We start from the raw sequence: 24,645 nt of genomic DNA, 5'->3' as shown, positions 1-24,645 counted from the left end.
AGTGATGAGATAACGAAAACGAGGCAAACGCCATGCAACGACACCATGATAGGCAGCGTTGGGCAAGTATCTTTGCCTTGTGCGCAGTGCTGTTAACGGGTGTGGCCCAGGCCGCCCCGGGTAGCTGGGTGGCGCAGGTGCCGGGTATGATGGTGGCGATGAGCGACCGTCAAAGCACCTCTCAACACGCCGCGCCGTCGCCGGATGCCCCCGTTCAGGGCGGGGAAATCAACCGCATTCAATGGCGTTTTCAACACCCGCCGGGGCAGACGGTCAACGCTTGGCTGTGTCAATCTGAGCGCTGTACAGCGTTAACAGGAATGCGCGGAAGCACGCAGGCGTTTGCTGGCGAGCCCGCCGCGGCGCCGCTGCATTTTCGCTTCACATTGCCCGCGGGAACGCGGCCGGTGCGGGTGAGCGGCATGCAAGTTATCGTCAATTACCAGTGAAGGTGCCAGCCGCGAGGCGAAACGATGTACACAGCACAGGGTAGATTTGAACAGCAAGATCAACTGACTCAATACATGCCACTGGTGCGACGCCAGGCGTTAACACTGCAGGTGCGGCTGCCAGCGAGCATCGAACTTGATGACTTGATCCAAGCCGGCACGGTGGGGCTGTTAGAAGCATTAAGCCGTTTTGACGCCAGCCAGGGGGCCACCTTTGCCACGTTTGCCAGTCAGCGTATTCGTGGGGCGATGGTGGATGAGCTGCGTACCCGTGACTGGTTACCACGCAGTGTGCGCCGTTCCGCGCGGGCAGTGGATGGCGCCGTGCGTGAGTTAGAACAGCGTCTTGGACGCGCGCCGGAAGAGCACGAAATTGCCGCTGAGATGGAGATACCGCTTGGCGAGTATCAGCAGCTGCTTCACGACACCAATAGCGGGCAGCTGCTGCCGTTTGAGGCCCTAGTGGAAGAGAGCGGTGAACCCGCCGCCGGCGAAGGCGCGCAGCGCCAGCCGTTTGAACAGCTGCTCGACAGCCAGCAGCGCGAACGCCTCGTGGCCGCCATTGACATGCTGCCCGAGCGCGAAAAGCTCTTGATGGCGCTCTACTACCAAGAAGAGCTGAACTTAAAAGAGGTGGGAGCGGTGCTCGGCGTGACCGAGTCGCGGGTATCGCAACTGCACAGTCAGGCGGTGAGCCGTCTACGCGCAAAACTAAACGATTCCGCCTAAGCGGAGCCGATAATCATCCTCGCCGTGCCGAGGGTACGACATTTTTTGACTTCAAGTGACCGGCAAGGAGCCGTTGATGAACCCTTCAACGCTAATCGGTATGTTTGCCAGCATTGTCCTGCTGGTGAGTGTGCTTTTTTTTACCGCAGAGTCGCCCGAGAGCTTTCTCAATTTGCCGGGGCTGGCGATCGTGATTACCGGCACACTCGCCGCGACGTTTATCAGTTACCCCCTGCGCGAAGTGCTGCGCGTGGTGCGTTTGGTGGGGGTGGTTTTCCGGCGTGAAAATACCTACGTGCGTGACGACATCAAAGAGCTTGTGGACATGTCGCGGTTGTGGTTCAAAGGCGATGTTCGCGCGGTTGAAGAGGCGCTGGAGTACACTCGCAACCCCTTTTTGCGTACCGGGATTCAGCTCGTGATTGCCAATACCAAAGAAGACGAAATCTTCGATATGCTGCGCTGGCGGATCGCGCGGCTTAAGGCGCGCGAACACGCCGAGGCGCAAATCTTTCGCACCATGGCCACCTATGCCCCAGCGTTTGGGATGATCGGCACCTTGGTGGGGCTGGTAAATATGCTGGAAGTCATGGATGCCGGCGACTTAGAAATTATCGGACCGCGTATGGCCGTGGCGCTGTTGACCACCTTTTACGGCATTTTATTGGCCAACCTGATCTTTAAGCCCATCGCGGTGAAGCTTGAACGTCGCACGGAAGAACGCTTGATCACCATGAACATGGTGCTGGAAGGGATCTCGCTGATTACCAAGCGTCGGCTGCCCTCGTTTATTGAGGAGACGCTTAACTCGTTTATCGCGAACTATCACGATGAAATTCGCGACCCTAACGTGAAAACGCGTAAGAATAAGGGGTAGCGGCCATGTTGGACCGCGATACGCGCCGCACGTTGGAGCCGTCGCCCTCAGGAGATGGCGACGATGAAAGCTGGCTGACCAGCTACCTTGACGTGTTAACGCTTTTAATCACGCTGTTCGTTTTGCTGCTTGCACTCACCCCCCCAGGGGGCGGCGAAGCAAGCGATAGTGATCGTATGCGCCCGCCCAGTGCGATGCCCTCGATGTCGCTTGCGACCATGGCAACCGGGATACAGCCTCGCCACGATGGTTTGCAGCCGCAGTTTTCCGGCCTGACGGTGCCGGGCGTCAATGTTGAGCAGGGGCGTGAGGGCATTACCTTGCGTATTGATGACAGCCTGCTGTTTGCCAGCGGCGCTGCACAGCTGACGTCGCAGGGGCGCGGGGTGATTGACAGCTTGGTCGAGGTGTTAGAATCCTTTGACGGGCAAATTTCGATTGAAGGCCACACCGATAATATTCCCATTTCGACCGTACGTTTCCCTTCTAATTGGGAGCTTTCCGCGGCCCGGGCGATTGCCGTGCTACGCCATTTACAAGATGAGGGGCTTAACGCTTCTCGTATGCGGGCCGTTGGCTATGCTGACACCCAACCCATGGAAAGTAACGACACACCAGAAGGTCGCGCGGCTAATCGGCGTGTTGAACTACTACTGCGCCAACCGGTAGGTCGGTAATCTGTTTTCGAGGCAACGCTCTTGACGTCATTGTGTGCAAATAACTCGTCAGCCAATCCGTTCTCTACCCGCGCATTAGCTGCCCAAGCTGCCCAAATTCAGCCTTTTGGCGCGGTGGTAGCGGTGGATAGTGCGTGCCGTCAGGTGCACTCGGTAAGCGCGAACCTGGGCGCGTTACTCGACATTGCGTTGCCCGCGCCCGATACGCTTTCCTTGGCGTGTCTTCTAGGCAAGCGGTTGAGCCAGCGTTTGCGTCGTGCCATGCAAGGACGTGAGCATTTGCCGGCACCACTCACCTTTGTGCGCCAAACGCACGGGCGCAACAAACGCTACCAGGTTCATGCACTGCGCAGCGGTTCGCAGGTGTTGGTCGAAATCGAGCCGCTGCAACCGCTTGGCAAGTGGCGCTTGCTTGGGGCCGTTAATGAACGGCTGATGCAGCTCGCTGATGCCACACACCAGGAAGAGTTACTTGATAACCTGGTGAAGTCGATCCAAGAGTTAACCGGTTACGATCGGGTGGTGGTGTGCCATTTTGATAGCGATTGGCATGGCTTTATTCTTGCCGAGGCACTCGGGGGGCGGTTGCCTACGCTCCTGGGTCAGCGCTTTCCCGCCAGCGAATTCCCCGTTGGCTTGCGCCATGCCTACGAGCGCAACCCTATTCGCTATATTCAGGATATTGAGGCGCCTGCCGTGGGGTTTTTACCCAAGCCGACGGCGCCTTCACTGGAAGATAGCCTGTTACGTGCCCCTGCCGCGGATCGCGTGCGTTACTTACAAAAGCTGAATGTGCGCGGCTCACTAAGCCTCGCCATGCAAGGGGATGCCGGGCTTTGGGGGATGGTTGTTTGTCATGCGGCGACGCCTTACCCCACGCCACCGCCGGTGCGCGATGCCGTGCGGGCGCTGGTGCAGATGGCAACACAGCGCTTATTGCTGCTGCAGGCGCGGCAGGAAGCGCGCTACCTTCAGCGCGTGCAAGATAGCCTGGTACTCTCCAGCACTACCCGGAAAGAGCCGCAAAGCCCCGCGCAGCTATTGAAGGCGCAGGCCGAGACCTGGATGGCGCTTTTTCGCGCCCACGGCGTAGCGCTCTGGATTGACGGCAATACCTACCTAGCAGGAAGTGCCCCGGCGCCTACCATGATTAGCCAACTCGTCAAACGATTGGCGCGCACCCATGACCATGCTGGCCCCTGGTGCAGCCGTGAGTTGGCGAAAAACCCGCTGACCAGCTCCTTGGCGATGGGCGAGCATTGCGGTTTGCTGGCGGTGCCGTTACCGCTTAACTTGGAAGCGCGTGGTTGGTTGCTCTTTTTTCGTCCGCAGCAGGTTGAAGCGCTTTATTGGGCCATGCAGCTTTCGCCCCGTGACCCTAAGACTCATCACCCTAAGACCCATCACCCTCACCCTTCACCGAGCCAACCGTCTGTGCTGACGCTACCTTCGCCGTGTGCCGCCTGGTGCGAAGAAGTCATCGGCAAAAGCGAGGCGTGGCAGCGCGTTGAGCGGTTAGCCGCGATGGATTTGGGCGAAGACCTGACGCTGGCGATATCGGCGTATGAGATCAGCAAGCTAAACGGTTACTTAGAGCAAGAGCGTAAAGCCCTGGCAGACGCCAATCAGCGCCTAGAGCAGCTGGCACATTTTGACCCCTTAACGCAGGTATGGAACCGCTACCGTATTGAACAGGCCATCGACGCTGAGCTGGTGGCGGCGAAACGCTATGGAGCGCAATTTGGGCTGCTGTTGTTTGATGTGGATCACTTTAAAGAGATCAACGATACGCATGGCCATGCCTTGGGCGATGACGTGTTGATTGCCCTGGCGAGCTTGGTGGAGAACTCACTGCGTGGTTGCGACCATTTAGGCCGCTGGGGCGGTGAGGAGTTTGTTGTGCTCGCTAAGCATGCCGATATTGAGGCATTAATCGGCCTCGCAGAGCGCCTACGCGAGCTGATTACAACGCTCAACGTTGAGGGGCTGCACAAACCGCTAACGGTCAGTATCGGCGTGGCCGAATGGCAGCCGGATGATAGCTGCAAAAGCATGGTAGCGCGGGCGGATAAGGCGATGTACCGGGCCAAGCATGAGGGGCGAAATCGAGTGGAAGTTGCGACGAGGGAGGTGTCGTGACGTTACGCTCATTAATTGGAAACTGGATGTCACCACGGCGTGCCACTTGGAGCGCGGGGGTGATGTTTGTGGGCTTGTTGCTACTGGTAGTGTGGGAAATGCGCCACTTTTACCACAATCAGCAACAGCAAGCGCAGGCGCACACCGCCGCCAATGCCGAGATGGTCGCGCAATGGATGGAAAGCGTGCTTGATGCGTCGCGGCACTCGCTGCAAGGCGTGGCCGAGCTTTACCGCCTCAGGCAAAACCAAAGCCTAGCGCAGCAAGATCTAGCGAATCTGTTAAATCGCCGCCGCGATAGCCTGAGTGTGTGGCAAGACGTTGCCGTGCTGTTACCGGAAGGAGGTATCGTGGCAGCAACGGCGCCGGGGTCGTTTTCTTTTGACGACTCGCCATGGCTGCAAGCGCTGGCCTCCAATGATGCCGGGTCGGAAAGTGCGGTATCACCGCTTTACCGTGAGGCAGACAGTGGCACGCCGTATCTGCTTCACGCTCTGCGGATTGAAAACGGTGGCGGCGAATTGGAGGCCTTGGTGGTTGCCCGGCTATCGCCTGGCTATATCGTTCACGTGGTGAATCAGATGCCGGTGCGCCGCGGTGAAAGCGTAGCGATATTAGATATAACGGCGCGCGTAGTGATTCAGCGTAGCGATCAGCAGCGTGAGGCCGAAGCGCTACGGGGGAAAGCGGTTAGCACCGAGCAGCTGAACGCCTTTTTGGATTCCTCCGTTGTGAGTGATAGCTGGGTGCGTCAGTCACCGCTGGACGGGGATCAACGGATGTTCACCGGGCGCAAGTTGCAAGCGGCCCCGTGGCTTGTGATTGTCGGCGAAAATACCACCGTTTACCTGCACGACTGGTGGCGACGTTTTTGGGCGCTGTTGATCGGCATCCTCTTGCTGTTGGCACTGGGATCTCTCACGCTGCGCCACTACCGGCAACTTTATGTTGCCGAGCAAACCTTGCGCGAACACCGTAACCGGCTATCAGAGGAAGTCGCCGCGCGCAAAGAAATGCAGCAGGCCAGTGAGCTAAAAGCGGCACAGCTTAAAATCGCGGCCTTGGCGTTTGAAACACATTTGGGCATGTTCATCGCGGATGCCAATAATCGTATTGTGCAGGTCAATGATACGTTTAGCGAGATCACCGGTTATCGCGAAGAGGAAGTGCTCGGGCAGACGCCGGCGCTGTTAAATTCCGGGCGCCACGACGCCGATTTCTATCGCGCCATGTGGCAGCAACTTGACGAGTCTGGTCGCTGGCAAGGGGAAGTGTGGAACCAGCGCAAAAGCGGCGAGGTTTACCCGCAGTGGCTCACCATTAGCGTGGTGCGCAACGATGCCGGTGAGGTAACGCACTATGTGGCCACGCTTAGCGACATCACTCAGCGCAAAGCCGCTGAGAAAGAAATTCATCAACTGGCGTTTTTTGATTCCCTGACGGGGCTGCCCAACCGGCGTCTGCTGATCGACCGGCTAGAGGCCGCGCTGAAAGACACCCAGCGCGAAGGCCACTACAGCGCGGTGATGTTTATTGACTTGGATAACTTTAAAACCATCAATGACAGTCTTGGCCACTATTTGGGCGATGCACTGCTAAACGCCGTGGCCGCGCGGCTATCCGGCATTATCCGTGATAACGATACCGTGGCGCGCTTAGGCGGCGATGAGTTTGTGGTGATGCTGCACAAACTCGGCAGCAATGAGCAGGCGGCGACGCATAGCGCAGAAGCCGTGGGGCAAAAGTTGCTTAAAACGCTACTGGAGCCAATTGACGTTGATGGGCACATGCTGCAAGTCAGCGGTAGTATCGGTATTACCCTGTTTCACGGCGAGGAGGTGGGCGTTAGCGCGATTCTCCAGCAAGCTGACCTTGCCATGTATCAAGCGAAGGCCGCCGGGCGCAATGCCCTGCGCTTTTTTGACCCGACGATGCAGGCGGCGGTGATTGACTGCGCGCAGCTTGAAGCCGACTTGCGCCATGTGATCGAGCGCCAAGAGTTAACGCTATTTTACCAAACCCAAGTGAACGCGCATGGCGATGTTGTGGGCGTTGAGGCGTTGGTACGCTGGGAGCACCCTAGCCGCGGCGTGGTCTCGCCGGGAGTCTTTATCCCCTTGGCGGAAGAGAGTCACCTGATTGGGCCAGTGGGGGCGTGGGTGATGGAAACGGCCTGCGAGCAGCTGGCACAGTGGGCGCGTGACCCCTCAACCGAGCCTTTAAGCATTGCCGTGAACGTCAGCCCCAATCAGTTTCGCCAAGTGGGATTTGTCGAGCAGGTCGAAACGGTGCTGGCGCAAACCGGGGCGAACCCGCAGCGGCTTAAGCTTGAGGTTACCGAAAGCTTGCTGATGGAAGATTTAGAAGCCGTGTGCGAGCGCATGGAGCAGCTGCGCGAGCTTGGTGTGCGCTTTTCGCTGGACGATTTTGGCACCGGTTACTCGTCGCTTGCCTACCTGAAACGGCTGCCGCTGGATCAGCTTAAAATCGATCAATCCTTCGTGCGCGATGTGCTTGATGATCCTGCGGATGCGGCCATTGTGCGCACCGTGATTGCGCTCGCGCACAGCTTAGAGCTTGAGGTCATCGCCGAGGGCGTTGAAACGCAGGCGCACCGTGATTGGCTCTATTCCGAAGGCTGCATGGCGTACCAAGGTTATTGGTTCTCGCGACCCGGGCCGGTGGAAACGCTGTCGCTATAACACGCGGTTTGCATTCGCGTGAGGGCAGCATCGGCGCCGTCTAGGCTGAACGTCATGTGCCATGGTTCGCGTTCGTCCTGCTCGGAGGTCGACATTTCAAAGGCAAGAAAAAACTGCGCGCCCTCGCGCATGTCCGTCAATACGGTGTCCAGCGCGTTGATATAAAAGTGCGCATAGAAGCCGTCATCTCCGCGCTGGGTAATGAATTCTGCAACCGCTTGACGGATCTCGCCATCATCCACGCGTACCAACGCTGGCACGACGTTTAGCGTATCGCTGTTGCCTTGGTGCTCCTCCAGCGTGACGCGCATTTCCAACCAGGGTAAATCGCACACATCGCGTGTGGCGTTCACACTGAGGGTCGCATCGGTATAACTGTGATCTTCCACGGCGCGAAAATGGCGCTCATCGCCGAGGGTGAGTGTCATGGATTGCCAGTGAGCGTGGCGCTGGGCATCGCTTACATTAAAAGACGTCGCGAACGCGAGAGCCGGCAGCAAACTGATGCCAATGATTAGGCGGCGTAGCAGCGGGCGTAAGAGGCGTAAAGGCATGCGGGGCTCTTTGTCCAAACAGCTGGATTGAGGAAAACGGTGCAAAACAGCAGCCTATAATGGTTAACGCTCAGGGAAAAGCTAACGCGCTGATTTTTCTATATCTAGTAGATTTTTTACCAAAAGATAGCCTATATGGTGGCTGTCAAGTCTATACTTCACCTCGGTTCGCCGTATAATGCCCTTCAATTTCCGCTCTACTGTTCTCAGTCGCCACGTTCCCGTCGGGAAGGAGTTAAGCCCCATGAGCACTGCTGCCAACGCCGTCAAAACGTCCAAAGATGTTCCGCTACAAGCGCCGTCGCGGGAAATTTGGGACGCCAAATATCGGTTAAAAAATCGCCATGACCAGCCGGTCGATCAGGACGTAGACGCCACCTTCGAGCGCGTCGCGCGCGCGTTAGCAGCCGTGGAAGAGGATCAGGCGGAAGAGTGGTTGCCCAAGTTCCGCTGGGCGCTGGAAAACGGTGCGGTTCCCGCGGGCCGGATTCTCTCCAACGCCGGCGCAGAGGCGTACAAGCCCGCCGTGAGCCTGATCAACTGCACCGTGTCGCGCACCATTCGCGATTCCATGCGCGATATTCTCGATTCCGTGGTCGACGCGGGCATGACGCTGAAATCCGGCGCGGGCATTGGCTATGATTTCTCGACGCTGCGCCACAAAGGGGCGTTCGTGTTTGGCGCGGGCGCGGGCACCAACGGCCCGCTAGCGTTTATGGATATCTACGACAAGATGTGCTTCACCGTCGCCTCAGCAGGCGGGCGTCGCGGCGCGCAGATGGGAACGTTTGATGTCGGCCACCCGGATGTGCGCGAGTTTATCCAAGCCAAGCGCGAAGCCGGGCGTTTGCGCCAGTTCAACCTGAGCCTTTTGATCACCGATGAGTTCATGGAAGCGGTGAAACAAAACGCCGACTGGCCGCTGGCTTTTCCGCTGCACCCGGGGGAAAAAGAGGACGTCAACCCAGAAGATTTGATTTACCGCGACTGGCCGGTGATCGAAGAGGGGTACACGGTGGACGACGAAGGCCGCGTCGCTTGCCGCGTTGTTGAGGTGATCAAAGCCCGCGAGCTATGGGATACCATCATGGCATCCACCTACGATTACGCGGAGCCGGGCTTTATCCTGATCGATCAGGTCAATCGTATGAACAATAACTGGTTCTGCGAAGATATTCGCGCGACCAATCCCTGCGGAGAGCAGCCGCTGCCGCCGGAAGGCGCATGCTTGTTGGGGTCGATCAACCTGACCAAATTCGTCATCGACCCGTTTGGCCAAAAGCCCCGCTTTGATTGGGAGCGCTACCGTAAAGTGGTGGCGATCTTTACCCGCATGCTGGATAACGTGGTCGAGATCGCCGGCTTGCCGCTGGCGCAGCAGCAGCGCGAAATCGAGCACAAGCGCCGCCACGGCATGGGCTTTTTGGGGTTAGGCTCTACGCTGACCATGCTTAAAATCCCTTACGGCTCTAAAGCGTCGCTCGCTTTCACCGAAGAAGTCAGCCGTCACCAAGCCATTGAGGGTTGGAAGCAGGCGCTAGAACTCTCCAAAGAAAAAGGCATGGCGCCGGTGCTGAGTGAGGAGCACACCATCACGCCGAAGATGATGCGCGAGCGCCCGCAACTGAAAAAAGACGGCTACGAAATTGGCGACAAAGTGCCGGGGCGCATTTTGCATGCCCGCTATAGCCAGTACATGGCCAAAGTCGCCGAGCACGAACCGGAGCTGGTGGCGGCCCTTGCCGAGCACGGCGCGCGCTTTACTCACCATAGCTCGATTGCGCCGACCGGCACGATCTCGCTCTCCATGGGTAACAATGCCTCCAACGGCATTGAGCCGTCGTTCTCGCACCGCTATTTCCGCAACATTATTCAGTCGGGCAAAAAGACCAAGGAACAGGTGGAAGTGGTCTCCTTTGAGCTCGCAGCGTACCGCCATTTTATTGCCGCTGACGCAGTCGAAAGCGATTTGCCGGACTACTTCATCACCGCCGATGCGGTCACGCCAGAGCAGCACGTCGCTGTGCAGGCGGCCGCGCAGCAGTGGGTCGATTCGGCAATCTCCAAAACGGTCAACGTGCCGACCGATTTTCCCTTTGAGCAGTTCCAAGATCTCTATCTGCAGGCGTACGAAAGCCGCTTGAAGGGCTGCACCACCTTCCGTTTCAACCCGGAAGCCTTTCAGGGCGTGTTGGTCCGCGAGGACGATCTTAAAAACACCACCTATGTGTTTGAGCTGGAAAACGGCGAAACCGTCGAGCTTAACGGTGATGAAACGGTGGTTTACGATGGCGAAGAGCACAACGCCGCTAACCTGTTTGATGCGTTAAAAGAGGGCACTTACGGCAAATGGTGATAGCGAATGTCACCTGAACGCATCCCCCTTTTGACTAGTAGTGGAGAGTAAAATGGCCGTTGAAATTACCTCGAAGATCGTCGGTTACCGCATCAAGCAGGATGAGCCTGTTATGCCCGAACCGGCGCTGCAGGATGAGAACCCGCTCACGGTACGCATCCCCTCGCGCCCGGAGGGCACACTGGAAGCCGTTTCGGAGAAAATCTCTTACGTCGGTGCGGAAGGCCGTAAGAAAGTCTACCTTTTGGTCTCGTTTATGCCCGTTGAGGGCGTGGTCGGCGGCAAGCGCGTGGTGATCGAGCGCCCAGTGGAGTTTTTCTTCCCTTCCGGGCAGCTCTCAAGTGAACACCAATGGATCACCGCCACCATGCGCAGCCTGTCGTTGGCGGCTCGCGGTGGTTACGTTACGCAAGCGGTCGCCGACTTGCGCAAGGTCGCGTGGGATAAAGGCTTGGTGCGCTGCGGTTGGAACCGTTGGGGCAAACCGATGTTTCACGATTCGGAAGTGGCGGCGATTGCTTGGTCGATCCAGCAAATTCTTTATCGTCGTGGTTTCCTCGATCAAGACGGAAACCAAGTGCCGGTAGAGTCACTTGTTGAGCGCTATCAGCACCGTATGCAGCACGGCCACGCCTGGCAGCCGCCGGTTGACGAAGAAGAGAGCGTGCCTAACGGGGCGGTCGAGCCGATTGGCGCAGGCTCAGAGACGGAAAGCACGCCAAAAAAGCCTAAAGGCAGTGGCCCGGCCACGGTCGGCCACTGCCCCGAATGCCGCGGCGAGCTGATTATGATGGACGGTTGTCCTACCTGCTACGCCGGCTGCGGCTGGTCCAAATGCGGGTAACGCCTTGAGAGTGTTGGTGAAGATAGCTTTGCGTTTCGTTTCCCCTCGCACGTGCGGGGGGAAATTGTTTTGGGCGCTCAGCGGGCTTTTGGGGCCGTTGCCCTTGTCCGCCGATACGCTGTGGCTTGCAAACGGCGACCGTATCACGGGCACGGTGCTTCGCCATACGACGAGCGCGTGGCAAGTCGATACCGAGGCGGCCGGTATCTTAAATATCGCGGCCGAGCACGTGGCGCGAGTGGTGTGGAGCGGCGCCGAGGTACCGATGAGCGACCCGCTGGAGTTGGTAACTACGCCAGCAAGCAACCTCCCAGAGAACCGGTCCTTTTCCTCCAGTGGCGGCGTCGATGTGGCCCTTGAGTACGAGAACAGCGCCGTGGATACCCACGAAGTCGATATTGACCTGCGCCAAAATGTGGCCCAGGGCGTTTGGCGCCACCGCTGGCGGGGTCGCTATCATCGCGAGTACCGTGATGGCGAACGGCGCGATAACGATTGGGAGCTGGCGTATTCGCCGGAGCGTTTCGTGTCTCGCCAGCGCTTTTGGCATGGGCGCGTAAGCGCAAAGCGTGACTGGGAGGAGGATATCTCGCGGCGCTTTGCCCTCGGGCTAGGGCCGGGGTATCAGTTCTGGGATACCGAGCAGAGCGCGTTTTCGCTCTCGGCGCTGCTCACTCGCAACCGTTTTAGCTATGCAAACCACCCCGAGGAGCGCTTTTACGCCTGGGCATTGCAGTGGCAGTTTAATCGCTACTTCTGGCAGGAGCTTTTTGAGCTTTACGCCACCGGCCGCACCGGCCGCGCTTTCTCCGGCGCCACCGGCTTTCAATTTAACGCTGAAACCGGCGTGCGCTACCCGCTCACTGAGTGGATGTCGCTCAATATGGCGGTCGAGGCCGACTGGGTTGAAAATAGCGCCGAAGATCTGCGCGATACCCTCTACCATATCGGCCTCGGAGTGAACTGGTAATTTAGCGCGCCAGCAGCGGCTTGAGAAACCGCCCGGTGTGGGATGCGTCCATCTTCGCGACCTGCTCGGGCGTACCTTCGGCGATGATTTTCCCGCCGCCGGAGCCGCCCTCTGGGCCTAAGTCGATTAGCCAGTCGGCGGTTTTGATCACGTCCAGGTTGTGCTCGATGACTAATACCGTGTTGCCGTGGTCGCGCAGGCGATGCAACACCACCAGCAGTTGGCGAATATCCTCAAAGTGCAGCCCCGTGGTGGGTTCGTCGAGAATATACAGCGTTTTACCGGTATCGCGTTTGGCCAACTCGCGCGCGAGTTTTACCCGCTGCGCTTCGCCACCAGAGAGCGTGGTGGCACTCTGGCCAAGGTGAATATACGAGAGCCCTACATCGAGCAGCGTTTGCAAACGTCGGGCGATGGCGGGCACCGGGCTGAAAAATTCCAGCGCATCCTCCACCGTCATTTCCAGCACTTCGTGGATGGTCTTGCCTTTGTACTTGATGTCTAAGGTTTCGCGGTTGTAGCGCTTGCCTTTACACACGTCGCAGGGCACATAGATATCCGGCAGGAAGTGCATTTCGACCTTAATCATGCCCTCGCCCTGGCAGGCTTCGCAGCGCCCGCCTTTGACGTTAAAGCTAAAGCGGCCAGGCTTATAGCCCCGTGAGCGTGCTTCCTGGGTGCCGGCAAATAATTCCCGAATCGGCGTGAAGATGCCGGTATAGGTAGCCGGGTTGGAACGCGGTGTACGGCCGATGGGGCTTTGATCGATATCAATGACTTTGTCGAGTTGATCAAGCCCGTCGATGTGTTGGTAGGGCGCCGCCTTGAGCGTGGTCGCGCGATTGAGTTCGCGAGCGGCAATTGGCATCAACGTGCCGTTGATTAGCGTCGACTTGCCCGAGCCGGACACCCCCGTGACGCAGACAAAACAGCCCAGTGGCAGGTTGAGCGTGACGTTTTGCAGGTTGTTGCCCGTGGCGCCGCTGAGTACCAATTGCTTTTCCGGGTTGCCGGGAATACGGTATGGGGGCACGGCGATCTCGCGCTTGCCGGATAAGTACTGGCCGGTAAGTGAGTCAGGGTTGTCCATCACCTCTTGCGGGGTGCCCTGGGCGACAATTTCGCCGCCGTGAACGCCCGCACCGGGGCCAATATCCAAGACGTGGTCGGCTGCGCGAATGGCTTCTTCGTCGTGCTCGACGACGATCACGGTGTTACCCAAATCGCGCAGGCGCTCTAGGGTTTTTAAAAGCCGGTCGTTGTCGCGTTGGTGCAGGCCGATGGAGGGCTCATCGAGAATGTACATTACGCCGACCAGGCCGGCGCCAATCTGGCTTGCCAAACGGATGCGCTGGGCTTCCCCGCCGGAGAGGGTATCGGCACTGCGCTCCAGGTTAAGGTAATCCAGCCCCACGTTGACCAGAAACTCAAGCCTTGCATGGATCTCGTTGACGATCTTTTCCGCGATTTCGCCCTTGCGACCGGGGAGCGAAAGCGCGGCAAAATAACGCTGGGCTTCGCCAATCGGAAAGCGGACGATTTCGGCAATGTTGTGATCATCGACGTAAACGTGGCGCGATTCCTTACGCAGCCTTGAACCTTGGCAGGTGGCGCAGGATTGCACGGCGATGTACTTGGCCAAGTCGTCGCGCACCATGCTCGATTCGGTTTCGCGGTAGCGCCGCTGCAGGTTGGGTAGCACGCCCTCAAACGGGTGCTCGCGAATGACCTTGCGCCCGCGGTCACTGACGTAGCCAAACGGAACTGCCTCGTCGCCACTGCCGTGAAGGATGATCTCCTTCTCGTGGGGGGCGAGGTCTTGCCAAGGCGTTTCCAGGGTAAAGCCGTAGTGCTCGGCGAGTGCTTGTAGCTGGGTAAAGTAGTAGACGTTGCGCCGATCCCAGCCCTTGATCACACCCTCGGCAAGCGATAGCTCCGGGTGGCTGATCAGCTTATCCGGGTCGAAATACTGCTGTACGCCGAGGCCCTCGCAGGTGGGACAGGCGCCCGCTGGGTTGTTGAACGAGAACATGCGCGGCTCAAGCTCGGCGAGGGAGTAACCGCACACTGGGCAGGCGAAACGCGAGGAGAAGGCAATGTCTTCGTGGCCGCCGTCCATAAAGTGGATCATCGCCGTGCCGTCGGCAAGGTTCAGCGCGGTCTCAAACGACTCCGCAAGGCGCTGGGCGATGTCATCGCGCACCTTGAAACGGTCGACGACGACGCTGATATCGTGTTTTTTACGCTTATCCAGCGGCGCGATGTCGTCGAGTTCGAGCACCTGGCCGTCGATCAGCACGCGCACAAAGCCCTGAGCACGCAGTTCAGCGAGAAGCTGCAGGTGTTCGCCTTTGCGTCCCTTAACCACGGGGGCAAGCAGCATCAGCTTGGTGCCCTCCGTCAAGTTCATCACCTGGTCAACCATCTGCGAGATGGTTTGCGCTTCTAAGTCTTCGCCGTGTTCGGGGCAGCGTGGCGTACCCGCTCGCGCAAACAGTAGACGCAGGTAGTCGTAAATTTCAGTGATGGTGCCGACGGTAGAGCGCGGGTTGTGCGAGGTGGATTTCTGCTCGATGGAAATGGCTGGTGAAAGCCCTTCAATGTGGTCGACATCGGGCTTTTCCATCATCGACAGAAACTGCCGCGCATAGGTGGAGAGTGATTCCACGTAGCGGCGCTGGCCTTCGGCGTAAAGGGTATCAAACGCCAATGACGATTTACCCGAGCCAGAGAGCCCGGTGATCACAATCAGCTTGTCGCGGGGAAGCTTAACATCGATCTGCTTGAGGTTATGGGTGCGGGCACCCCTGACCAGAATGCTGTCCATTAACACCTCGTGTCGCGCAGCAAAAGAACGATTATACGTTTCTTATACCCTGTTCGGCAAAGTGAGTGAGGTTTGATGCAAGTGGAGAAAGGTTTTCGTTGGCCGTTTCTACGAGTCGTTTCCAGTGCTGAGGCAACGCGCTAGAATAGCGGACTATCTCAGCGTATTGTCACCCTCGCTGATCAAAACGTTGGTTCCCCACGTTCACTGCGTGTTTTCATACATACGTACTTTTATACGTACTTTGATATAGACGTTTACACAGACGTTCAACCGTTATTGCCACAAGGATTCTATGCGTAAGGTTTCCGCACTGTTGCTGGCCTCTGAGCGCCGTGCTATTAGCGGTCTCGCCGGGCTCTATGCGTCGCGTATGCTCGGGCTTTTCATGGTATTGCCGGTGTTGGCGATCTATGCCGATGCTTTAGCAGGTGCCACGCCGTTTCTTATCGGTTTGGCACTAGGGATTTATGGGTTAACGCAAGCGTGCTTGCAGATTCCGTTCGGCTGGCTTTCTGATCGCTATGGGCGCAAGCGAATGATTGCCTTGGGGCTTTTGTTATTTGCCGCGGGGAGTGTAGTCGCCGCGTTAGCGGATTCGATTGCCGGGGTGATCATTGGGCGTGCCTTGCAGGGCAGCGGCGCGGTCGCAGCGGCTATTATGGCGCTGCTGGCGGATCAGACCCGCGAGCAAGTGCGTACCGCGGCGATGGCAACGATTGGTTTGTCGATTGGTCTCTCGTTTGCGCTGGCGATGGTGCTAGGGCCGTGGCTTGCGGCGTGGCTTGGGCTTGCCGGGGTGTTTTGGTTTACTGCCGCGTTAACGCTCGTGGGGCTTTTGGTGCTGTGGCGCTGGGTGCCGCCGGCACCACGACGGGTTAAGCATCGTGATGTGGGAATGGACCGCCAACAGCTGCGTCATGTGATCACGCGCCCGGATTTATGGCGGCTAGATCTGTCGATTTTTACCCTGCATTTAGTGCTAATGGCGATTTTTGTCGCCGTACCGTTTCGCTTGATCAATGCCGGTATCAGCATTGAGCACCACGGCTTGGCTTACTTGGGTATTATGGGCGCGGCCTTTGTGTTGATGATTCCGATGGTGATTATTGCCGAGAAAAAGCAGCGCATGAAGCTCATGTGTCTCGTGGCGATTGGCGCGATGGTGCTGAGTTTGGCGGGTCTTGGGTTGCCGGTCTCGCAAGGCGCTGGGCTATTTGTCTGGCTATTGATATTTTTCACCGGCTTTAACTTGCTAGAAGCGACGCTGCCTTCCATGCTCAGTAAGCTCGCTCCGGCGGGGGCTAAGGGTACGGCGATGGGGGTGTACTCCACCGGGCAGTTTCTCGGCGCTTTTTTGGGCGGAACGCTCGGCGGGTGGCTTGCGCATACGTGGGGGTTAGAGGCGGTGTTTCTCGGCGCCGCCGTGCTGGCGTTTTTGTGGTGGGTGGCGATGTGGTCAATGCCCTCGCCGCCGCCGCTCTCAAGTGAAGTGGTCGCTTTGAGCGAGGAACACCCGGATACGCTAGACGCCTTGTTGGAGCGGTTAGCTGAGGTAGCCGGCGTAGAGGACGTGATGGTAGTACCCGAAGAGCGGTTGGCCTACTTAAAGGTCAACCGCCAGCAGCTGGACCAAGCGGCGTTATCACGGCTTTTATCGCCTCCCAAGCACTAGCCTTCATTTGGCAGTAAACGCATCAACAGTCGATGCATCATGATTTAACGACAGCTTTATAAAGACACACGAGGAGCAGCTTTTATGGCGCGCGGCATCAATAAAGTCATTTTGATTGGCAACTTAGGCCAAGACCCTGAAGTACGTTTCACCCCATCGGGCACCGCGGTGGCGAACCTTAACTTAGCGACGACCGATACCTGGATGGACCGCCAAAGCGGTCAGCGCCAGGAGCGCACCGAGTGGCACCGCATCGTGCTGTTCAATAAAACCGCCGAGATTGCCCAGCAGTACCTGAAAAAAGGCTCCAAGGTTTATATCGAAGGGCGCCTGCAAACGCGCAAATGGCAGGACCAAAACGGTCAGGACCGTTTCACCACCGAGATTGTCGGCAACGACATGCAAATGCTGGATTCACGCGGTGGCGGTGATTTCCAGGGTGGCGGCATGTCGCAAGGCAACTATCAAGGTGCTCAGCCAGGTGGCGGCTACCCGCAGCAGAATACCCCGCAAGGGAACCAGTACCAGGGCGGTGGTCAGCCTGCGCAAAACGCGCCTCAGCCCGCACCGCAAGGCGGTCACCCCAATCAACAGGGTGCTCCCGTGCCGCCGCCGCAAGGCCAGCAGAACAATCAACAACACAGCCAACAAAACAATCAACAAAACAGTCAGCAAAACAATAACTACGGCGCGCCGGACCCGGGTAATTTTGACGATTTCGACGACGAGATTCCATTTTAGCGCATGGTTTGAGACGGTCGAATGACGTTATTGCCGCGATAGGGGGAGAGGCGATCGTGAAGCTGCTGATTTTAGATGCGGGCCACTGTTTGAGCCTGGCGTTGGCGCGGGAGGCGAGTCGTCGCTCGGATACCGAGCTGGTGATTGAGCAAGAGACCGACCTAACACCCGAGCGCCTAAAGCGTGTGGCCCCGGATGCGGTCATTATCCCGCCGCTGGCGCACCCGCTTTCCATGGCGCCGGCCGCGGTTACCGCGCACGCCGATGCGGTAGATGCGTGCCTGAAAGCTTGCTGCGCTCAAGGGGTGCCGTTGGTGTGGTGCGTGTCGGATCAGCTTTATGAAGACGGGTTTGACGTGCCGATTGATGAACACGTTGTCCCAGCGCCGCGAGATGAAAGCCTGCGCCGTTTGGTTAAAACCGGTGATCGGATTCGGGCCGACTATCCGCGCCACTTGATCGTGCGTTTGGGGCCGCTTTTTGCGTTAGAAGGTAGTCACGCGTGGGTGAATGAAATTATCGATAGTTTGGTGGTGGGCGATAACGTGCGGGCGGCGGAAGACGTCATTTTTTGCCCCACCTCGGCGGATGCGGTCGCGTTAGCGCTGGTGGGCATGCTGCAGCAGCTTTGTTGCGGCGCTAATGCCTGGGGCGCGTATCACCTGGCAGGAACTGAGCCGGTCAGTGCTTTTACGTTTACCTCAATGGTGCGTACGCAGTTGGCCACGCACTTAGAAGGGCGTGGTGAAACGATTACGCTCGGCAGGGTAGAAGCGCTGAATCATCACCACGATGCCAAGCTTCGCCGAGTATTGAACTGCCGCCGCGTGTTGGATGTGTTCGGTGTTCACCAAAAGCCGTGGCGGTTAGAAGTGGGAAGGCTTCTCGATGCGTGGTGCTTAACCCGTGATGCGCAAGAAGAAAATGGCGCGGAGGGTGCTTCTTTATGAACACCGTGCGTAGCGCGATTTTTTATCTGGGGTATTTCACCGCGATGTTGATATGTGGCGTGCTATTTCTACCGATCTCCCCGTTTTTGCCACTTTCTGCCCGTTATCGGCTACTTAACCTTTACAACCACTTTATTGTGGTCTGGTTTGGCATCGCGTGCGGCGTACGCTATGAGATCAAAGGTCGGGAAAACTTACCCAGCGGCGCCTGCGTGATTCAAGCGAACCATCAATGTGAGTGGGAAACGGTATTTTTGCAGGTGATGAAGCCGCCGGTCTGCACGGTGCTCAAGCAGGAGCTGTTAAAGTTTCCCATATTTGGTTGGGCACTGCGGTTATTGCACCCGATTGCATTAGACCGCTCTAGGCCAGCGCGGGCGATGAAACAGGTGCTAACGCAGGGGGAGGCGCGTTTAAGAAGTGGGCTTTCGGTGCTGATCTTTCCCGAGGGCACGCGGGTCGACCCAGGCCATCGTCGGCGCTATAACAAAAGCGGTAGCGTGATTGCTTGCCGCGCTGGGGTGCCGGTGCTGCCGGTGGCGCACAATGCCGGCGAGCGTTGGCCGGGGCGTCATTGGGTGAAGCGCCCGGGGATGCTGCGGGTGCGTATAGGGGCGCCGATTGATACGAACGATAAAACTCCGGATGCGGTGATCGCAGAAGTGGAAGCTTGGGTGGAAGGGCAGCTTAAGGAGATCTCCGAGGTGCCACGCCCCGAGTAAGCGAACACTTATGGCGCTTTGCGGTTCGGTCCATCGAATGCCAGGATAAAAAAAACAGCGCGGCTGCATCTGCAGCGGCGCTGTTTTTATCGTGCTGGTTTTTATCGTACTGGGTTCGTCGCGCTTGGCGGTTAGTCGACGTGGCGCTGGAACACCAAGCAAGCGTTGGTGCCGCCAAACCCGAAACTGTTCGATAGTATCCGGTTTAACGTCACGCCATCGCGGCGCTGAGTCACGATGTCAAAGCCGTCAGCCTGCTCATCGAGGTTTTCGATATTGGCAGAGGCGGCGACAAAGTCATTTTTCATCATCAGCAGCGAGTAAATCGCTTCCTGCACACCGGTGGCGCCCAGAGAGTGGCCGGTAAGCGATTTGGTCGAGCTCATCGCGGGCGTGGTGTTGCCAAAGACCTCACGTACGGCTTTGAGCTCGGCGACATCGCCGACAGGCGTGGAGGTGCCGTGGGTATTGATGTAGTCGATATCGCCGTCAACCGTGGCCATCGCTTGGCGCATGCAGCGCATTGCGCCTTCGCCGGAGGGCGCGACCATATCGTGGCCATCTGAGGTGGCCCCGTAACCGACTAGCTCGCCGTAAATTTTGGCGCCGCGGGCTTTAGCATGCTCAAGCTCTTCGAGCACCAGCATGCCGCCACCGCCGGCAATGACAAAGCCGTCGCGAGCCTGATCGTAGGGGCGCGAGGCTTTTTCTGGCGTGTCATTGTAGTGGGTCGAGAGCGCACCCATGGCGTCGAAAAGGCACGACAGCGTCCAGTGTTCTTCTTCACCGCCGCCGGCAAAGACCACATCCTGCTTGCCCATCTGGATCTGTTCCATGGCGCTGCCGATGCAGTGTGCCGAGGTCGCGCAGGCCGACGAGATCGAGTAGTTCACGCCTTTGATTTGAAACGGCGTGGCCAGGCAAGCCGACACGGTGCTGCCCATGGTACGCGTAACGCGGTAAGGGCCAACACGACGCAAGCCTTTCTCGCGCAGTACGTCGGCGGCTTCCACTTGGTTGGCGCTTGACGCCCCCCCGGAGCCAGCGATCAGGCCCGTACGCTCGTTGGATACGTGTTCAGCCGTTAAACCAGCGTCTTCAATGGCTTGAGCCATGGAAACATAGGCGTAGGCCGCTGCGTCACCCATAAAGCGCAACAGCTTGCGGTCGATGAGCGCTTCAAGGTCAATATCCACGCTACCGGCGACGTGGCTTCTAAAACCACGTTCGACATAGTCGTCTTTAAAACGAATGCCGCTGCGCCCTTGTTTAAGCGCCTCTAGCACCTGTTGCTGGTCGTTGCCCAAGCAAGAAACGATGCCTAGGCCGGTGACTACCACTCGTCGCATGGGAGCCTCCTGTTAAAAATTCGCAGTGGAGGTAAATAGGCCAACGCGCAAGTCGTTTGCCTGGTAAATATCACGCCCGTCGACAGCAACGGTGCCGTCGGCGATGCCTAAAATTAGGCGTCGGGTAATAATACGCTTGACGTTGATGCGGTAAGTGACTTTTTGCGCATCGGGCAAAATTTGGCCGGAAAACTTCACATCGCCGCAGCCGAGCGCACGGCCACGGCCGGGGTGGCCAAGCCAGCCAAGGTAGAAGCCAACGAGCTGCCACATGGCATCTAATCCCAGGCAGCCGGGCATGACGGGGTCGCCAGGGAAGTGGCAGTCAAAAAACCACAGGTCGGGGGTGATGTCCAGCTCGGCGATCAGCTCGCCCTTATCGTGCTCTCCGCCATCTTCCGTAATAGCCGTAATGCGGTCGAGCATCAACATATTGGGAGCCGGAAGCTGGGCGTTTCCGGGGCCAAAAAGCTCGCCGCGCGAGCAGGCCAGCAGTTCGTCGCGATCAAAAGAGTGTTGCTTGGTCACTGAGTCGTTCCGAGTGTCGAGATGATTGTGGGCCTAGTCTACTTCCCGAAGCGAGCGAATGCACGTAGCGCCGTACTCTTTCCCTTTGCGCTTGAATGGCATCGTGCATGCGAGGCTTACTGTTCGGGGGTTATGGTGGCGTCAGGCAGCACGAAACGTTCGACCCATGGCAGTATTTCGCTTGCCGGCATGGGGCGCGCAAAGGCATAACCTTGGCCGTACTCGCAGCCGAGAGCCAGTAGTGCCCGCGCATGGGCGTAGGTTTCCACCCCTTCGGCAATCACGCGCCGCTGAAACGCTTTGGCGAGGCTGAGCACGCCTTTGAGCATGACCAGATCCTCTTCGTTGTCGAGCATATTGAAGACGAAGCTGCGGTCGATTTTAAGCTGACCGACAGGTAGATAACGCAGATAAGCGAGCGAGGCATAGCCAGTGCCGAAGTCGTCCAACGCGAAGTGGGCGCCCAGCCGTTGACAGTGTCGCATAATCTCCGCCACGCAGTGAATGTCGTCTAAGGCGCTACTCTCTAATACTTCGATTTCGATATCGCCTGGCTTCACCTGAGGGTAGCGTGAAAGCGTTTGTTGCAGCCAGTCGGCGAAGCCTGGGTGCTGCAGGTGAATGCCATCGATGTTGATGCTGACCGGCAAGTGCACGCCGCGCGCTTGCCAGGCGCAAAACTGCGCGATCGCCGTGTTTACCACCCATTCGCCCACGGCGATCGCGAGCGAGTGCTGTTGTAAGTCAGACAAAAACGCGGCCGGTGGTAGCAGGCCTTTATCGGGATGCTGCCAGCGAATCAGCGCTTCGACGCCAATGACCTCACCGGTCTGCATATTAATTTTGGGTTGATAGAAAAGGACGAACTCATCGTTATCCAGTGCTTGTTGCATCCGGGCGATGCTTTGATGATGGCCGCGTACGGCACGTTCGTGCGCGGAATCAAAAATGTGGTAACGGTTTTTGCCTAGCTGTTTAGCCTGATACATGGCGTGGTCGGCTTGGCGAATAAACTGATCCGGCTCGATATCATCGTGATCCTCGTTTGGTTGGCCAACGTAGTAAGCAACGCCAACACTGGCGGACACGCGAAGTTCATGACCGGCGAGCCACATTGGTTGATTAACGCGCTGAATAAGGGTCGTGATGACGCGCTGCATGGCGTCGTCGCTGTGCTGGTGCAGCAGCATGATGACGAACTCATCGCCGCCAAGACGCGCGACGGTATCGCCGTCTACCGTGCCGCGCAGCCGCTCAGCGATCACTTTCAATACCTGGTCGCCGAGAGGGTGACCGTAGGTATCATTAATTTCTTTGAAACCGTCAAGATCAAGGTAGGCAAGCACCACACGATGGCCGTGACGGCGGGCATTCGCCATGGCTTGGGCGAGATGCTGGGTTAAGCGCTCACGGTTGGGAAGGTCGGTCAGGCAATCAAAGTAAGCGAGATGCTCCAGTCGGTTTTCGTACTCTTTTTGGCGGGAAATATCGGTAAAGACAATGACATAGTGCGCACTGCGGTCAGCTCTGTTATCCACGCGTGAAATGGTCACAAGGGTGGGGTAGTGCTCGCCGCTTTTGCGCGTTTGCGTCACCTCGCCCTGCCACACTTCCTGCCCGTCGCTTAAGTGGTCGAGTAGCGTCGCGCGAGTGTGAAGAACTTCCTCGGCCCCTATCCCGGAGATAAGCGTAAACGCCGCGTTGGCATTCAGGATCATCCCTTCGCTATCGGCGAGCAGGATGGCGTCGTGGGCGTTGTGAAATACGCTGGCGGCCAAGCGCAGGTCTGACTCGGCGTGGCGCTCGGTGCTGATATCAATGCGTGTGCCGGAGGCTTTCAAGGCTTGGCCCTGGGCATTGCGGCTTGTGACCTTGCCGCGATCCAGTACCCACAGCCAATGACCATCGCGATGGCGTAGGCGGAACTCGCAAGAGTAGCTAGCGGTGTGGCCGCGTAAGTGGTTATTTAGCGCTTGTTCTGCCTCCTCAAGGTCATCTGGGTGGACCCAGCGCCGCCACTGCGCAACGCTAGAGAGGGTGAGCTCTTCGGGGGCGTAACCCAGTATCTCCGCCCAGCAGTCGTTAACGCGCAACTGCCCGCTGGCGACGTCCAGCTCCCAGGTGGCCGTGCGGGTGGCGTGCAGTATTTCCGTCAAGCGTTTTTGGTTGTGGCGAAGCTCACGGGTTTTGCGGCGCACGAGTTGGCGCAAGCGCAGGTTCCAGGCGATCACCCAGAGCGCGGCAACGATGACAATCAGCGCATGGGGCCAATAGTCGCGCCAGTTGATGCGTGCAGAAGGTAGCACCTGACCAAGCCACTTTTCATTGAGCCGATCCAGCGTGCCTTGTGCCCGGGCCTGGTCGATGCCTTTGTTAAGGATGCTCTGCAGCGGTTGATTGCCGTCGATCACCGCCATGGCGTTCAAACCGGTATAGAGCGGCTCGCCCACCCGCTTCATCTCATCGTTTAGCCCTTCACGGTAAAGATGGTAGAGCACGATTTGCTCGTCGCCGATCATGGCATCAGCCTCGCCATTAATCACCGCCTGGGCGGCATCGGCAAAGTTACGGGTGGAGACAAGCTCGACCTCGATATCGCTCTCTTCCAGATACTCTTCGGCGTAGTCGTCGCGTTGGGTGGCCACCCGGCGCCCGTCGAGGTCTAAAAGCCGTGCCATATCGGGGCGATCCGCGCGCACAAAAATCGCCGCTGGCACCTCGAAAATCGTTTGCGTGAAATCAAAATGTTGGTCACGGCTTTTGCTGTAGAAAAAGCTGGTAAGTACGTCGGCGTCGCCGTTTTGAATCTGGGCTTGGGCGGTGCTGAAGTCAGTGTTGACAAACTGAGCGTGAAAGCCGGCTTCGGTGGCGATCCAATGCGCAAGCTCCACCATCATGCCTTGGCGCTCGCCATCATCATCGACAAACTCAAACGGCGGGTAGGCGCGTTGGCTGACAAAAACGATGGGCTCGTTTGCTTCCAAATAGGCTTTTTCGGCGTCGCTTAACTGAATGCCGGGCTCAATGGCGTGAGCCGGGAAGGTGATCAGCCAGCCGATAAATCCGGCGGTAAGCCAGCGCAAGCAAAACGATTTTGCGGTGCAGTCCTTGCTTTCAGCCACGCGAAAGCCCCTCTTGGTGATGATGGTGCCGCCATTAGATTGATGGCATTCAGTAGCCTCGCGTAACTTTTGGCTTAGGTCTAGAACCTGGATCAACTTTTCGTCTACGTTTTTCGATGCGTTACCTAAGCGTTAAAGCGTATTGCTAATGGGTATCGCTAATGAGTATTGCTAAAGAACATTGCGCAAGGGGTTAGTGTTCCCTAAAATCATTGAACTCGCTTGACGGGGTGCCGGTGAATCCGGCTGAGATGGCGCAGGGCTTTCGTTGATGAACGATTCGCCAAGCGCTGGTCCCGTTGAACCTGATCCGGCTAATTTTCTGGCGCTATGCCAGAAAGGGTACCGGCGTAGGGATCAAGCACTGGCACGCGCCTTCCCGCGCACTCTTAAATTTTTTGCCAGTCCCTTCGCCTCCCTGGCCACCACCACGG

At 57.8% G+C, this 24,645-nt stretch carries 18 protein-coding genes and 1 riboswitch; of the genes, 13 read left to right on the top strand and 5 right to left on the bottom strand.

Annotated elements, in window-relative coordinates; translation table 11 throughout:
* Window positions 1-32: 32 nt before the first annotated feature.
* The 6 genes from QC823_RS06895 to QC823_RS06870 all read left to right on the top strand — a co-directional run bounded on the left by QC823_RS06895 (window position 33) and on the right by QC823_RS06870 (window position 7,573).
* Complete coding sequence (locus QC823_RS06895; protein ID WP_309655624.1) at window positions 33-449, top strand: flagellar protein FlhE; 417 nt, start codon at window positions 33-35, stop codon at window positions 447-449.
* 24 nt (window positions 450-473) lie between these two features.
* Window positions 474-1,178 (top strand): RNA polymerase sigma factor FliA, encoded by a 705-nt coding sequence (locus tag QC823_RS06890; protein ID WP_309655623.1) that lies wholly within the window; start codon window positions 474-476, stop codon window positions 1,176-1,178.
* Window positions 1,179-1,254: 76 nt separating this feature from the next.
* Window positions 1,255-2,055 carry a motility protein A gene (locus tag QC823_RS06885; RefSeq protein ID WP_309655622.1) on the top strand — a complete coding sequence of 267 codons (801 nt, stop codon included), beginning with the start codon at window positions 1,255-1,257 and terminating at the stop codon, window positions 2,053-2,055.
* 5 nt (window positions 2,056-2,060) lie between these two features.
* Window positions 2,061-2,732 carry an OmpA/MotB family protein gene (locus tag QC823_RS06880; protein WP_309655621.1) on the top strand — a complete coding sequence of 224 codons (672 nt, stop codon included), beginning with the start codon at window positions 2,061-2,063 and terminating at the stop codon, window positions 2,730-2,732.
* A gap of 21 nt (window positions 2,733-2,753) precedes the next feature.
* Window positions 2,754-4,871 (top strand): sensor domain-containing diguanylate cyclase, encoded by a 2,118-nt coding sequence (locus tag QC823_RS06875; protein WP_309655620.1) that lies wholly within the window; start codon window positions 2,754-2,756, stop codon window positions 4,869-4,871.
* Window positions 4,868-7,573 (top strand): bifunctional diguanylate cyclase/phosphodiesterase, encoded by a 2,706-nt coding sequence (locus tag QC823_RS06870; protein WP_309655619.1) that lies wholly within the window; start codon window positions 4,868-4,870, stop codon window positions 7,571-7,573. Before QC823_RS06875 ends, QC823_RS06870 begins: the two co-directional genes overlap by 4 nt.
* Here the strand turns inward: QC823_RS06870 and QC823_RS06865 are convergent.
* Window positions 7,528-8,127 carry a hypothetical protein gene (locus QC823_RS06865; RefSeq protein WP_309655618.1) on the bottom strand — a complete coding sequence of 200 codons (600 nt, stop codon included), beginning with the start codon at window positions 8,125-8,127 and terminating at the stop codon, window positions 7,528-7,530. The two genes, QC823_RS06870 and QC823_RS06865, sit on opposite strands and share 46 nt — an antisense overlap.
* 244 nt (window positions 8,128-8,371) lie before the next feature.
* Between QC823_RS06865 and QC823_RS06860 the strand changes: the two genes are divergently transcribed.
* The 3 genes from QC823_RS06860 (at window position 8,372) to QC823_RS06850 (ending at window position 12,297) form a co-directional block, all read left to right on the top strand.
* Window positions 8,372-10,483, top strand: a complete 2,112-nt coding sequence (locus tag QC823_RS06860; RefSeq protein WP_309655617.1) for an adenosylcobalamin-dependent ribonucleoside-diphosphate reductase — start codon at window positions 8,372-8,374, stop codon at window positions 10,481-10,483.
* A gap of 52 nt (window positions 10,484-10,535) precedes the next feature.
* On the top strand, window positions 10,536-11,327 hold the full coding sequence (locus tag QC823_RS06855) for a ribonucleoside-diphosphate reductase (protein ID WP_309655616.1): 792 nt from the start codon (window positions 10,536-10,538) through the stop codon (window positions 11,325-11,327).
* A 64-nt stretch (window positions 11,328-11,391) separates the two neighbouring features.
* Window positions 11,392-12,297, top strand: coding sequence for a DUF481 domain-containing protein (locus QC823_RS06850; protein WP_309655615.1), 906 nt, complete (start codon window positions 11,392-11,394; stop codon window positions 12,295-12,297).
* Between the two features lies 1 nt (window position 12,298).
* Here the strand turns inward: QC823_RS06850 and uvrA are convergent, their stop codons facing one another.
* Window positions 12,299-15,124 carry an excinuclease ABC subunit UvrA gene (gene uvrA / locus QC823_RS06845; RefSeq protein ID WP_309655614.1) on the bottom strand — a complete coding sequence of 942 codons (2,826 nt, stop codon included), beginning with the start codon at window positions 15,122-15,124 and terminating at the stop codon, window positions 12,299-12,301.
* Window positions 15,125-15,419: 295 nt separating this feature from the next.
* On the opposite strand from uvrA, the gene QC823_RS06840 reads away from it, so the two are divergent.
* From QC823_RS06840 to QC823_RS06825, 4 genes are all read left to right on the top strand, one after another.
* Window positions 15,420-16,799 (top strand): MFS transporter, encoded by a 1,380-nt coding sequence (locus QC823_RS06840; protein WP_309655613.1) that lies wholly within the window; start codon window positions 15,420-15,422, stop codon window positions 16,797-16,799.
* 84 nt (window positions 16,800-16,883) lie between these two features.
* Entirely contained in the window at window positions 16,884-17,540 is a 657-nt protein-coding gene (ssb, locus tag QC823_RS06835; RefSeq protein ID WP_309655612.1) for a single-stranded DNA-binding protein, read from the top strand.
* Window positions 17,541-17,596: 56 nt separating this feature from the next.
* Window positions 17,597-18,490 carry a sugar nucleotide-binding protein gene (locus tag QC823_RS06830; protein ID WP_309655611.1) on the top strand — a complete coding sequence of 298 codons (894 nt, stop codon included), beginning with the start codon at window positions 17,597-17,599 and terminating at the stop codon, window positions 18,488-18,490.
* On the top strand, window positions 18,487-19,212 hold the full coding sequence (locus QC823_RS06825; protein ID WP_309655610.1) for a lysophospholipid acyltransferase family protein: 726 nt from the start codon (window positions 18,487-18,489) through the stop codon (window positions 19,210-19,212). Before QC823_RS06830 ends, QC823_RS06825 begins: the two co-directional genes overlap by 4 nt.
* A gap of 131 nt (window positions 19,213-19,343) precedes the next feature.
* Here the strand turns inward: QC823_RS06825 and fabB are convergent, their stop codons facing one another.
* The 3 genes from fabB to QC823_RS06810 form a co-directional block, all read right to left on the bottom strand.
* Window positions 19,344-20,561: a beta-ketoacyl-ACP synthase I gene (fabB, locus tag QC823_RS06820; protein ID WP_309655609.1), complete on the bottom strand. Its 1,218-nt coding sequence runs from the start codon at window positions 20,559-20,561 to the stop codon at window positions 19,344-19,346.
* Between the two features lie 12 nt (window positions 20,562-20,573).
* On the bottom strand, window positions 20,574-21,089 hold the full coding sequence (gene fabA, locus QC823_RS06815; RefSeq protein WP_309655608.1) for a 3-hydroxyacyl-[acyl-carrier-protein] dehydratase FabA: 516 nt from the start codon (window positions 21,087-21,089) through the stop codon (window positions 20,574-20,576).
* A 116-nt stretch (window positions 21,090-21,205) separates the two neighbouring features.
* Window positions 21,206-24,211: an EAL domain-containing protein gene (locus QC823_RS06810; RefSeq protein ID WP_309655607.1), complete on the bottom strand. Its 3,006-nt coding sequence runs from the start codon at window positions 24,209-24,211 to the stop codon at window positions 21,206-21,208.
* A 216-nt stretch (window positions 24,212-24,427) separates the two neighbouring features.
* A riboswitch (TPP riboswitch) is annotated at window positions 24,428-24,585 on the top strand.
* Window positions 24,586-24,645 lie beyond the last annotated feature (60 nt).

Origin of the sequence: Vreelandella vilamensis, from assembly GCF_031451755.1 — a bacterium.
GTDB lineage: Bacteria > Pseudomonadota > Gammaproteobacteria > Pseudomonadales > Halomonadaceae > Vreelandella > Vreelandella vilamensis.
This window is presented reverse-complemented; position numbering and strand designations above follow the sequence as displayed.